This is a genomic window from Streptomyces sp. NPDC004051 (assembly GCF_053604275.1).
Window position 1 is genome coordinate 283,074 of the sequence record NZ_JBSGHG010000003.1, and the last position, 12,444, is coordinate 295,517.

The 12,444-nt window shown below is 72.0% G+C and carries 10 protein-coding genes and 1 riboswitch; of the genes, 6 read left to right on the forward strand and 4 right to left on the reverse strand.

Features of this window, described 5'->3' with window-relative positions:
• Window positions 1-7 precede the first annotated feature (7 nt).
• Entirely contained in the window at window positions 8-1,936 is a 1,929-nt protein-coding gene (locus tag ACWEQO_RS06650; protein ID WP_361449753.1) for a 2-oxoacid:acceptor oxidoreductase subunit alpha, read from the forward strand.
• Complete coding sequence (locus ACWEQO_RS06655) at window positions 1,929-3,011, forward strand: 2-oxoacid:ferredoxin oxidoreductase subunit beta (RefSeq protein ID WP_361449750.1); 1,083 nt, start codon at window positions 1,929-1,931, stop codon at window positions 3,009-3,011. Before ACWEQO_RS06650 ends, ACWEQO_RS06655 begins: the two co-directional genes overlap by 8 nt.
• 61 nt (window positions 3,012-3,072) lie before the next feature.
• Here ACWEQO_RS06655 and ACWEQO_RS06660 read toward each other — a convergent pair whose 3' ends face one another.
• Window positions 3,073-3,480 carry a winged helix-turn-helix transcriptional regulator gene (locus ACWEQO_RS06660; RefSeq protein ID WP_452979590.1) on the reverse strand — a complete coding sequence of 136 codons (408 nt, stop codon included), beginning with the start codon at window positions 3,478-3,480 and terminating at the stop codon, window positions 3,073-3,075.
• 91 nt (window positions 3,481-3,571) lie between these two features.
• Here ACWEQO_RS06660 and ACWEQO_RS06665 point away from each other — a divergent pair, with 91 nt between their 5' ends.
• Window positions 3,572-4,438: an SDR family oxidoreductase gene (locus ACWEQO_RS06665; RefSeq protein WP_361449744.1), complete on the forward strand. Its 867-nt coding sequence runs from the start codon at window positions 3,572-3,574 to the stop codon at window positions 4,436-4,438.
• Between the two features lie 164 nt (window positions 4,439-4,602).
• Window positions 4,603-5,655 carry an EamA family transporter RarD gene (gene rarD / locus ACWEQO_RS06670; protein WP_452979593.1) on the forward strand — a complete coding sequence of 351 codons (1,053 nt, stop codon included), beginning with the start codon at window positions 4,603-4,605 and terminating at the stop codon, window positions 5,653-5,655.
• 44 nt (window positions 5,656-5,699) lie between these two features.
• On the opposite strand, the gene ACWEQO_RS06675 is transcribed toward rarD, so the two are convergent.
• Entirely contained in the window at window positions 5,700-7,196 is a 1,497-nt protein-coding gene (locus ACWEQO_RS06675) for a tetratricopeptide repeat protein (RefSeq protein WP_452979596.1), read from the reverse strand.
• A gap of 143 nt (window positions 7,197-7,339) precedes the next feature.
• Between ACWEQO_RS06675 and ACWEQO_RS06680 the strand changes: the two genes are divergently transcribed.
• A complete protein-coding gene (locus ACWEQO_RS06680; protein WP_452979599.1) occupies window positions 7,340-8,548 on the forward strand; it encodes an amidase family protein in 1,209 nt (402 codons plus the stop codon).
• Between the two features lie 58 nt (window positions 8,549-8,606).
• Here the strand turns inward: ACWEQO_RS06680 and ACWEQO_RS06685 are convergent, their stop codons facing one another.
• The gene (locus ACWEQO_RS06685) at window positions 8,607-9,848 is read right to left on the reverse strand and encodes a LolA family protein (protein WP_452979602.1); all 1,242 of its coding nucleotides are present in this window, start codon (window positions 9,846-9,848) and stop codon (window positions 8,607-8,609) included.
• 246 nt (window positions 9,849-10,094) lie between these two features.
• Window positions 10,095-11,105, reverse strand: coding sequence for a polyprenyl synthetase family protein (locus ACWEQO_RS06690; RefSeq protein WP_452979605.1), 1,011 nt, complete (start codon window positions 11,103-11,105; stop codon window positions 10,095-10,097).
• A gap of 624 nt (window positions 11,106-11,729) precedes the next feature.
• Window positions 11,730-11,891, forward strand: a riboswitch (cyclic di-AMP (ydaO/yuaA leader).
• A 3-nt stretch (window positions 11,892-11,894) separates the two neighbouring features.
• Between ACWEQO_RS06690 and ACWEQO_RS06695 the strand changes: the two genes are divergently transcribed.
• Window positions 11,895-12,386 (forward strand): transglycosylase SLT domain-containing protein, encoded by a 492-nt coding sequence (locus ACWEQO_RS06695; protein ID WP_361449726.1) that lies wholly within the window; start codon window positions 11,895-11,897, stop codon window positions 12,384-12,386.
• Window positions 12,387-12,444: the final 58 nt, after the last annotated feature.

The window sequence follows — 12,444 nt, forward strand, 5'->3', positions numbered from 1 at the left end:
CAGTTCAGTGACCAGCCAGGTCAGCAGCCCAGCGGAGCAGACCGACGGAACAGTCCTGGGAGAGCAGCGCAAACCGGCGGGAGCGAAGGACGTCCGTCGCCTCGACCGGGTGATCATCAGGTTCGCGGGGGACTCCGGTGACGGCATGCAGCTCACCGGTGACCGCTTCACCTCGGAGACGGCGTCGTTCGGCAACGACCTGTCGACGCTGCCGAACTTCCCGGCCGAGATCCGCGCCCCGGCCGGCACCCTGCCGGGTGTCTCGTCCTTCCAGCTCCACTTCGCCGACCACGACATCCTCACCCCCGGTGACGCGCCGAACGTGCTGGTGGCGATGAACCCGGCCGCGTTGAAGGCGAACGTCGGGGATCTGCCGCGCGGCGCGGAGATCATCGTCAACACGGACGAGTTCACCAAGCGGGCGTTGCAGAAGGTCGGGTACGACAGCAACCCGCTGGAGGACGGTTCGCTCGACGGCTACAGCCTCCACCCGGTGCCGCTGACGACCCTGACGGTGGAGGCGCTGAAGGACTTCGACCTCAGCCGCAAGGAGGCCGAGCGCAGCAAGAACATGTTCGCGCTGGGGCTGCTGAGCTGGATGTACCACCGGCCCACCGAGGGCACGGAGAAGTTCCTGACCTCGAAGTTCGCCAAGAAGCCGGACATCGCGGCGGCCAACATCGCCGCGTACCGGGCGGGCTGGAACTTCGGCGAGACGACGGAGGACTTCGCCGTCTCCTACGAGGTGGCTCCGGCCGCCACGGCGTTCCCGCCGGGCGTGTACCGCAACATCTCCGGCAACCTGGCCCTGGCGTACGGCCTGATCGCGGCCTCCCGGCAGGCGGATCTGCCGTTGTTCCTGGGGTCGTACCCGATCACGCCGGCCTCGGACATCCTGCACGAGCTGAGCCGGCACAAGAACTTCGGCGTGCGGACCTTCCAGGCGGAGGACGAGATCGCGGGCATCGGCGCCGCGCTGGGCGCGGCCTTCGGCGGGTCGCTCGCCGTGACGACGACGTCCGGTCCCGGGGTGGCCCTGAAGTCCGAGACGATCGGTCTCGCGGTGTCGCTGGAGCTGCCACTGCTGATCGTGGACATCCAGCGCGGCGGTCCGTCCACCGGCCTGCCCACCAAGACCGAGCAGGCGGACCTGCTCCAGGCGATGTACGGGCGCAACGGCGAGGCCCCGGTCCCGGTGGTCGCGCCGCGCACACCGGCCGACTGCTTCGACGCGGCCCTGGAGGCGGCCCGGATCGCGCTGACCTACCGCACCCCGGTGTTCCTGCTCTCCGACGGCTACCTGGCCAACGGCAGTGAGCCGTGGCGCATCCCGGACCTGGAGGAGCTGCCGGATCTCCGGGTGCGGTTCGCGCAGGGCCCCAACCACACGATGGACGACGGCACCGAGGTGTTCTGGCCGTACCAGCGGGACCCGCACACCCTGGCCCGGCCGTGGGCGGTCCCGGGCACCCCGGGTCTGGAGCACCGGATCGGCGGCATCGAGAAGCAGGACGGCACGGGCAACATCTCCTACGACCCCGCCAACCACGACTTCATGGTGCGTACCCGGCAGGCGAAGGTCGACGGCGTCGAGGTCCCCGACCTGGAGGTCGACGACCCGGACCAGGCGCGCACGCTGGTCCTCGGCTGGGGGTCCACCTACGGGCCGATCACCGCGGCCGTACGGCGCATCAGGGGCGCGGGGGGCGCGATCGCCCAGGCCCATCTGCGCCACATCAACCCCTTCCCGCGGAATCTCGGGGAGGTCCTGGAGCGTTACGAGAAGGTGGTCGTACCCGAGATGAACCTCGGCCAGCTCGCCACCCTGATCCGGGCGAAGTACCTGGTCGACGCGCGCTCGTACAACCAGGTCAACGGGATGCCGTTCAAGGCGGAGCAGCTTGCCGAGGTGCTGAAGGAGGCCATCGATGACTGAGACGATGCCGGGAGGCGGCCCGTCCTTCGGCGACGCGCTCTCCCTGGTGCCCAAGGCCGAGGGCAAGCAGTCCATGAAGGACTTCAAGTCCGACCAGGAGGTGCGCTGGTGCCCCGGCTGCGGCGACTACGCGGTCCTCGCCGCCGTGCAGGGCTTCATGCCCGAGCTCGGACTGGCGAGGGAGAACATCGTCTTCGTCTCCGGCATCGGCTGCTCGTCCCGCTTCCCGTACTACATGAACACCTACGGGATGCACTCCATCCACGGCCGTGCCCCCGCCATCGCCACGGGCCTGGCGACGTCCCGGCGCGACCTGAGCGTGTGGGTGGTCACGGGTGACGGGGACGCGCTGTCCATCGGCGGCAACCATCTGATCCACGCCCTGCGCCGGAACGTCAATCTGAAGATCCTGCTGTTCAACAACCGGATCTACGGTCTCACCAAGGGCCAGTACTCGCCGACCTCCGAGATCGGCAAGATCACCAAGTCGACGCCGGTGGGCTCGCTGGACGCGCCGTTCAACCCGGTGTCGCTGGCGATCGGCGCGGAGGCGTCCTTCGTGGCGCGCACGGTCGACTCGGACCGCAAGCACCTCACCGAGGTACTGCGGCAGGCCGCCGCCCATCCGGGCACGGCACTGATCGAGATCTACCAGAACTGCAATATCTTCAACGACGGCGCCTTCGAGGTCCTCAAGGACCGCCGGCAGGCCGAGGAGGCGGTGATCCGGCTGGAGCACGGCAGCCCGATCCGTTTCGGCGCCGACCTCGCGAAGGGCGTCGTGCGGGACCGGGCCACCGGCGATCTGAAGGTGGTCGCGGTGACCCCGGAGAACGAGGCGGAGGTCCTGGTCCACGACGCGCACTCGGCGTCGGCGACCACCGCGTTCGCACTGTCCCGGCTCGCCGATCCGGACACCCTGCACCAGACCCCGATCGGCGTCTTCCGCTCCGTGGACCGCCCGGTGTACGACACGCTGATGGCCGAGCAGTTGGACAACGCCGTCGAGCAGCACGGCAAGGGCGAGCTCGGCGCGCTGCTCGCGGGCAACGACACCTGGACGGTCGTCGGATGAGCACCACCGGCTGACCGTCGTCGGCCGTCCGCCCCTCAGGGGGGCCCGGGGCCCGGACGCCTCAGAGCGTCCGGGCCTCGTCGTACGCCGTGCGGGCGGCCAGGACGTCGTCCATGCGCCGTTCGGTCCACAGCGCCAACGCGCTCACCTGTTCGGCCGCCTCCCGCCCCAGGTCGGTGAGGGAGTAGTCGACCCGCGGCGGGATCACCGGCTTGGCGTCGCGGTGGACGAGCCCGTCCCGCTCCAGTGTCTGCAGGGTCTGGGTGAGCATCTTCTCGCTGACCATGCCGATCGCGCGGCGCAGCTCGCTGAAGCGGTGGGGCCGCTCCTGGAGCCGGATCAGCACGAGCACTCCCCAGCGGCTGGTCACATGCTCCAGGACCAGGCGGTGCGGGCACAGCGCCTCACGCTCGCCCCGCCGCTCCTCGCCGCCCCGTACGGGCACACCACTCACCGCACTTACCGTCATGCCAGTACCTTACTTCAAAGTGGGTACTTTCTATTAGTTAGCGCAGCTCCTAGGGTCAGTGTCATACACACCCCCACAAGGAGTTCTGATCATGAGCATCGTCGTCACCGGAGCCACCGGAAACCTGGGCCGCCACGTCGTGGGGCAGCTCCTGGAGAAGGTTCCGGCCGAGCAGGTCACCGCCGTCGTACGCAGCGCGGAGAAGGCCGCGGACCTGGCGGAGCGCGGGGTGCGGATCGCGGTCGCCGACTACAGCGCCCCCGAAACCCTCGACGGCGTGTTCGCCGCCGGCGACAAGGTGCTGCTGATCTCCAGCAGCGAGGTCGGCGGCGACCGGGTGGGGCAGCACACGGCCGTCATCGACGCCGCCAAGGCGGCCGGCGTCTCCCTGCTCGCCTACACCAGCGCCCCCGGAACGCTGACCGCCGCGCTCGCCGACGACCACCGCGGCACCGAGAAGGCCCTGCTGGCCTCCGGTCTCCCGTACGTCCTGCTGCGCAACGGCTGGTACCACGAGGTCTACACCGAGAACCTCGCCCCCGTGCTGGAGCACAACGCGGTCGTCTCCGCCGCCGGCAAGGGCCGCCTCTCCTCCGCCGCGCGCGCCGACTACGCGGCGGCCGCCGTGGCCGTACTGACCGGTGAGGGCCACGAGAACAAGACGTACGAGCTGGGCGGCGACGAGTCCTGGGACCTCGCCGAGTACGCGGCCGAGCTGAGCCGCCGGACCGGCAGGGAGATCGCCTACCGGCCGGTCACCGTCGAGCAGCTCACCGGCATCCTGACCGGTGCCGGGCTCCCCGAGCCGGTGGCCGCCATTTTCGCGGACACGGACGTCTCCATCGAGAAGGGCGAACTGGTCGTCACCAGCGGCGACCTGGCCCGCCTGATCGGCCGCCCGGCCACCCCCGTCGCGGACGCCATCGCCGCCGCGCTGAAGGCCCGACCCGAGGCCTGAAGGCATGGCGGGCCCGTGCCCTGAAAGCCTGGCTCAGGCCTGGACGCCCCGCTCGTCATGACCGTATTCCCTTATGGGAATGACGAGCGGGGCGTCCGGCGTTACGGTCGTCCGGGCGAGCGCCGCTCGCCCGCACACGCGTCAGGCGAGAAGGAGGGCGGCCCGTGACCGAGAAGTCGGACGGCGAGCGGCGTAAAGGACTGCTGAACGGCTTCGCGGCTTACGGCATGTGGGGGCTCGTCCCCCTCTTCTGGCCACTGCTGCAGCCCGCCGGAGCCGTGGAGATCCTGGCCCACCGGATGATCTGGTCGCTGCTCTTCGTGGGCGCCGCCCTGCTCGTCGTACGTCGCTGGGCCTGGCTCGGCGAACTGCTGCGGCAGCCGCGCAAGCTGGCCCTGGTCACCGTCGCCGCGGCGGTCATCACCGTGAACTGGGGCGTCTACATCTGGGCGGTGAACTCCGGGCACGTCGTCGAGGCGTCCCTCGGCTACTTCATCAACCCGCTGGTCACCATCGCCATAGGTGTCCTGCTGCTGAAGGAGCGGCTGCGGCCCGCGCAGTGGGCGGCGGTCGGAGTCGGCTTCGCGGCGGTGCTCGTCCTCGCCATCGGCTACGGCCGCCCGCCGTGGATCTCGCTCTGCCTCGCCTTCTCCTTCGCCACCTACGGACTGGTGAAGAAGAAGGTCAACCTCGGCGGCATCGAATCGCTGGCCGCCGAGACGGCCGTGCAGTTCCTTCCCGCACTCGGCTATCTGCTCTGGCTGGGCAGCAGGGGCGAGTCCACCTTCGGTGCCGAGGGAGCGGGACACGCGGTGCTGCTGGCCGCCACCGGCCTCGTCACCGCGCTCCCCATGGTCTGCTTCGGCGCCGCCGCGATCCGCGTGCCGCTGTCCACGATGGGACTGCTCCAGTACCTGGCCCCGGTGTTCCAGTTCCTGCTCGGCATCCTCTACTTCAAGGAGGCCATGCCGCCCGAGCGCTGGGCCGGATTCGCGCTGGTGTGGCTGGCCCTCATGCTGCTGACCTGGGACGCGCTGCGCACCGCCCGCCGGTCCGCCCGCGTGCTCGCCACCGAGCGCGCGAGGGCCGCGACCGCGACCGCGACCGCCGCGGTGACGGACCCGATGGATCCGGTGGACCCGGCGGTCGTGGCGAACCCGGCGGGAGCGGTGGGAGCGGTGGACACCGTGAACACGGTGGACGCGCCGAAGGCCTGACCGGAGCGCTCCTCGGCGCGCTGGTCGGCTCCGAGCGCGCCCGCTCACCCGTGCCGGGCGCGGGCGCGCTCGGTCAGCCGGCCCATGCGGTCGCGGGCGGACCCCAGTTCCTCGATCTCCTCGGCCGCCGGACCGCCCTCGGCGGCGAGTTCGGCCCACAGCTCGATCAGTTCGCGTCCCAGCTCCAGCCCGCGCAGCGGATCGCGCACCGCGCGCCAGGCGGTGGCCGCGCTGCGGACGTTGCCGTAGGCGGCCTCCGCGTCGCCCGCCCTGCGGTGGATCCCGGCGAGGTCGAGGGAGAGCCGGAAGGCGTGCAGCGGCTCGTCGTTCAGGTAGGCGATGTACGCGGACAGCTCGCGCAGCTTGAGCACCTCCGGGTGCTCGGGCCCCAGCGTCCGCGACGCCTCGGTCACCGTCTCACCGGCCAGTCGCGCCGCCGTGTCGATGCGGCCCGCCCGGACGGCCTCGTTGACCCGGCCCATGGGCTCGGCCAAGCGGGTCTCGCCCGGGGTGGCAGGGGGCTCGTCGCCGAGCACCGCCTCCGCCACGGCGTCGAAACCGCGGGGCGGGGCCGGCTTGAGATCGAAGCCGAGGGCGGGTTCGTGCTCGGGCTCGGGCTCGGCCTCCGCAACCGGTTCGGGGGTACGGGGAGGGGCCGCCCCCGTGGCCGGGGGCGGTGTCCGGTCGGCCGGGGATATGGGAGGCGCTGAGGGCGTCGGAGGTATCAGGGGTGCCTGAGGCGTCCGCGGCGTTCGAGCGGGTGCCGGGTGCCGGCGGTGGTCGGCTTCGGGGTCGGGGTGCGGCTTCGTGTCCATGATCGGGGGCGGGCCGAACTCGCCCGTCGGCGGCACGACCGTGCCGGGAGGCACGGCTTCCACCGGATCGGGCACCGGCCACGGCCGGAAGGTGAGCGTGCTGTCGCGCACGGGGCTCGGGGCCGGCGCCGACACGGGTGCCGGAGTCGACGTCGGAGCCGAGGCCGGAGTCGAGGCCGGGGCCGGAGTCGACATCGGAGCCGGAGGCGACGTCGAGGCCGGGGCCGGAGTCGGCGTCAAGGCCGGAATCGGAGCCGGAGCCGGGGCCGGAATCGGAGCCGACACCGGAGCCGGAGCCGACACCGGAGCCGACACCGGAGCCGGAGCCGGAGCCGACACCGGAGCCGGAGCCGGAGCCGACACCGGAGCCGGGGCCGGGGCCGGCCTCGGTGCTGCCGGCTCCATGGGGGCCGGTTCTCCGGCGAAGTGGCTGGCGCCGTCGGGGTCGACCCGGAGCGGGACCACGTACCCGGTGTGCTCGTCGTGGATGGTGGCGAGGACGGCGTGCCCCGAGGCGACGGCGATGCGGTGCAGGCGGTTCAGCACCACCTGCTGCACCTCCTCGCCGGGTCCGGCCACCACCGGTACCCCGCCGACCGACGCCTTCCGTGAGCCGACGCCCTCCACGGGGGCGGGAACATGGACGTCGATCGGCACTGCCGCACGGTTCGCCGCGTGTGCGGCCTGCTGCTGTTCCCGCTTCTTCTCGCGGCTGAGTCGCGCCATCGTTCCCTCATTCGGGTCGTGAACCTGGTGACGAGTCTGTCCGCATATCCCCGTTTCTCACGTCACCGCGTTGTCACAGGCTCGTCCCAACGGCCGACATGGGGATCCGGACGGTGTGGCAGGAGAGGGGCATGTGGACGGGCATGCGACAGGGGTCGGAGTTCCGCGGGGCACGGGCCGAGACGGTGGCGGGGATCGCCGCCGCGGTGCGCGCCCGGAGGCTGCGGGCCGTCGATGCGGTCGCGGGGGCGCTGGCGCGGATCGAGCGGGCCGATCCGGTGCTGTGCGCGTTCACCGAGGTGTGGGCCGAGGAGGCGCTGCGCCGGGCGGCCGAGGTGGACGCCCGGGTCGACGCGGGTCCACCCGGCTCGGGTGAGTGGCTGCCGCTGGCCGGGGTGCCGATCGCCGTGAAGGGGCGGCACGGGCTCCGGGCGGCGGGTCCGCTGCTCGCGGCCGGTGGTGTGGCCGTGGGCGCCACCGCCGTACCCGGACCCGGCACCCCCTGGCAGACCTGGGGACTCGGCGCGCACGGGCGGACCGTCAACCCGTGGCGGGCGGAGCGCACTCCGGGCGGTTCCTCGGCCGGGGCCGCGGTCGCGGTGGCGGCGGGGCTGGTGCCGCTGGCGACGGGCGGCGACGGCGCGGGGTCGGTACGCATCCCGGCGGCGTGGTGCGGGGTCGTCGGCCTGAAGGCCACCCACGGCCGCCTTCCCTCTCCCGACCGCACGGGTCTCGCGGCACCCGGTGTCCTCACCCGGACGGCAGCGGACGCGGCGGCCTGGTGGCGGGCGGTGTCGCCGCCGCCCACCGCCGTCGCGGTGCCGCCGCCCGGTCCCCGCACCGCGGTCTGGTCCTCCGGCCTCGGCTTCGCCGATCCCGACGAGGAGCCCGTCGCGCTGGCCCGAGCCGCGGTCGCCCGGCTCGTCGACGCCGGAGCCGTACGGCTCGTCCGGCCCCCGCGCCCTCCGCTGCTCCTGGACCCCGCGCCGGCCTGGCTCGCCCTGCGCGCCCCCGGCGGGTCCCGCCCCGACCTCGCCGAGGCCCACCGCGTCCGGGAAGCGAACGACCGGCGGCTGGCCCGCCTCTTCGCCCACGCCGAGTTGCTGCTGACCCCCACGACGCCCACCGCGCCGCACGGCCACGAGGGCCCCGGTGACGTCTACTCCACCGCGCTCACCTGGGCGTTCAACGTGAGCGGGCACCCCGCACTGAGCCTCCCGGCCGGGTTCGGCAGCGACGGCTGCCCGGCCGGGCTCCAAGTGGTGGCACCGCACGGGCGGGAGGCGCTGCTGCTCTCCGTGGCACGGGCGGCGGAGCCGTGGCCGCCACCGGTCCCGGTCACCTCGTCATGAGGTCCCGGGACCCGATCGCCCGTCTCCTCCCCCGTCGCCCCGCCTGTCGCTCAGCCCGTCACTTCGCCTCGTCGGCGGCCTTCACCAGCGCGTCCTTCGTGACGGCGCCGACGTAGACCTTGCCGTCCTCGGTGAACAGGGCGTTGACCAGGCGGGTGCTGAACACGGTGCCCGTGCCGAACTCGCCCTTCACCCGGTCGCCGAGCGAGCCGAGGAAGCCGCCGAGGTCACCGCCCTCGGAACCGGTCGGCAGACCCCCCTCGGCGCCGGTGTCGAAGGTGGCGACGGAGTTCCAGCCCTCGCCGAGCACCTTCAGCCCGCCGGGCCCCTCGGAGAGGTCCTCCTCGGACTTCGGGGCGCCCTCCGGCCGGCCGGTGGGCTCCTCGCCCTTCTTCCCGTCCTCCAGGGCGCCTTCCTCGGTCACCTTGGCGCCCTTGGGCGGGGTGAAGTCGAAGGTCGACGCGGCCGGCCGGTCGAAGCTGACCTTGGTGAAGCCGACGTCCACGACGGCGGCGCCGCCGCTGGTCGGGGTCAGCGTGAACTTCAGCGGCGTCCCGGTCTCGTGGTCCACCGCGATGCTGATCGCACCGACCGTGGAACCGGACTGCTTGGGCTTGACGACCAGCTTGTAGGCGTCGCGGCCTGCCACCTGCGCGGTGCCGTCGACGGTGACGGACGTGGTGTCGTCGACCGCCTTCAGCGCCTCCTCGGCGAAGTCCTTCGGCATGGCCGGGGGCTGCTTCTCCCGGTCCTCGCCCCTGGTGCCCTCGGCGGACTCGTCGACCGTGCCGTGGTAGACCTCGTTGGACGCGCTGTCGTAGCCCCAGACGTCCTTGCCGTTGTGGATCAGGCTGTACTCGGCGGCGTTCTCGAGCAGCGACACCTTCTGCCGGTCGGGGCCGTCGACCGCGACGCGCAGGGTGTGCGTACCGGAGGCCAGCTCGGTGAGCTTCGCGGTCGGGTCGGCGGACGAGCCGCCCTCGCCGCGGCCCAGGGCGCCGGAGGCCAGACTGCTCTCCAGGCCGCCGAGGTCCGGCAGTCCGAGGTCGGTGGTGATCTTCACGGTGCCGGACAGCCGCTCGGTGTCCGACTCGGCCATCTTCTCGATGAGCTGCGCGGCGGTGATCTCCGGCAGGTCCGGGGCGCCGGAGTTCGCGATCGCGGGGACGAGCCCGATGGTCGCGGCCGCCACTCCCATCACCGTGACCGGGACGATGTACCGCGCGGCCCTGCGCCGGCCCGGGCCCGGCTCGCGGGTCGCCCCCGCGGTCGTCGTGTCGTCGGATTCGTACGGTGCCATGTGTGCCTTACCTCCGTGGTCGGCGGCGGCCTGCGTCTCGTGTTCCTCGCACCAGTCACACCCTGAGCCGCCATCCTCACCCGAAGCGGTGAGGAGTGGTGTCCGTCATGGTCCATCTGACCAAACACCACGCGAGGAAGCGTCAGACCCCGGACTCAACTCCGTGTACTGCTGCGGTATGACACGAGGAGGTGTTCCCTCCCCCGACCAGTAGGGGTCGGGGTCGGGGTCGGGGCGCCGGGCGGGTCAGCCGGCCCGGTGCACCACCGCGTCGCACAGTTCGACCAGGGCCGTCTTCGACTCGCACTCCGGCAGCGGCGCCAGCACCGCGCGGGCCTCCTGCGCATGGCGCACGGTGTCCCGGCGGGCCTGCTCCAGCGCGGGGTGCGCGCGCAGCAGGCGCAGTGCCTCGGCGTGCCGGCCGTCGTCACTGAGGTCGGAGTCCAGCAGCTCGCACAGCGCGACGTCCTCGGGCAGGCCCTGCCGGGCCGCCCGCTCGCGCAGCCGCAGCACGGGCAGGGTCGAAATGCCCTCGCGCAGGTCGGTGCCCGGGGTCTTGCCGGACTCGTGGGAGTCGGAGGCGATGTCCAGCACGTCGTCGGCGAGCTGGAAGGCGATCCCGAGCCGCTCGCCGTACTGGGTCAGCACGTCCACGACCGCGTCGTCCGCGCCGGACATCATGGCGCCGAACCGGCACGAGACGGCGACCAGTGAACCGGTCTTGCCGCTGAGGACGTCCAGGTAGTGGTCGACCGGATCGCGGCCGTCCTGCGGTCCCGCGGTCTCCAGGATCTGGCCGGAGACCAGCCGCTCGAACGCCTCCGCCTGCACCCGTACGGCCTCCGGCCCGAGGTCGGCCAGGATGTGCGAGGCGCGCGCGAAGAGGAAGTCGCCGGTGAGGACCGCGACGGAGTTGCCCCAGCGGGTGTTCGCGCTCGGCACCCCGCGCCGCACACCCGCGTCGTCCATCACGTCGTCGTGGTACAGCGTGGCCAGGTGGGTCAGCTCCACGACCACGGCGGACGGTACGACGCCGGGCGCGTGGGGGTCGCCGAACTGGGCGGCGAGCATCACCAGCAGCGGCCGGAACCGCTTGCCGCCGGCCCGCACCAGGTGCTGGGCGGCGCCCGTGATGAAGGGGACCTCACTCTTGGTGGCCTCGAGCAGCCCTTCCTCGACAGCCGTCATCCCGGCCCGGACATCGGCTTCCAGAGCCTGGTCCCGCACGCTCAGCCCGAATGGCCCGACGACGGTCACGAGGGGTCTCCTGTCTGCTGGTGTCCACTGACGCTCAGACGTCTTGCACCGTTCACCACTGGGTCGCTGGTTGTCGATAGGTCGCTGACATCACTCGAGTCAGCGTATCCGGTCATGTTTCGATCACCGCCAGCACCCACATTCCCCCGAGCCCGTCCGAGCACGCCTGGACGGCACGTCACGGCGCCCTCCGGCATCGGATCACCATCAGATCGTTTCCGACCGGTCGACAACAAGGGACATTCACCAACTTTTCGAACACCTTTCCCCGCCCGCACCCCGAACCGCATCCCGGCACACACCCCATCCTGCCCGCCCCGATGCCCGATTTGCCGTAATTGGAAATGGAATTCCCCTTGGCGGCAAATGCGTCCGCACGGTGCGGCCAGTGAGGTCGGTCACGCGCCACCCGGCCCGCCCGCGCCTCCCCCGCGGGCACGCCTTCCCTTTCACCGCACGCGAGTTGACCGTTGACGCCCGCAAAGGATCAAGTCCCCCAAATAGCCCGAGACAAGATCAAACGGCGTCATACGTAATGTTCGCACTTGTTCCCGACATGCGCTCTCGCATACGTTCCCGGCCTGTCGGGCGGACGCCGAATCCTGCCACCGCCCGCACCACCCGTCGATCAACTCACTCACGCACGGCAGGAGCGGGGGACCCAGGTAAGTCGCCGGACCGGTTCACCGGGACGGCTCGGGGTGAAGCCACGCCCTCAGGGGCGCGGCCGGGCACTCTCCCGCCCGAACCCGACAGCTCACCTCGCAGGCGTAGGAGAGGAACGCACCCATGTCCGCCACGCCCGCATCCGGTCGGCGCCGCTTCGGCCGCACCCGCCTCGTCCGCTCCCTCGCCGTCGCCACCGTCGCGGCGATCGCCCTCCCGGTCTTCGGCGCCACCAGCGCCTCCGCCGCCCCCGTGTCGTCCGCCCCGGCCGCCGCCGGCACCGCGACGGCGTACCCGGACAACCTCGACGGCTGGATCCGCGAGGCGCTGTCGATCATGGCGCAGCACGGCATCCCCGGCAGCTACGACTCCATCCACCGCAACATCATGCGCGAGTCCTCCGGCAACCCGCAGGCCATCAACCTGTGGGACTCCAACGCCGTCGCCGGCACCCCGTCGAAGGGCCTGCTGCAGGTCATCGACCCGACCTTCCAGGCGTACCACGTGCCCGGAACGGCCTTCGACCCGTTCGACCCGGTCGCGAACATCGCGGCCGCCTGCAACTACGCGGCGGACCGCTACGGCTCGATCGACAACGTCTTCGGCGCCTACTGAGACATCGCCCACTGGGACGTCGCCCACTGGGACGTCCGGGCGCACCGGGACACGCCCG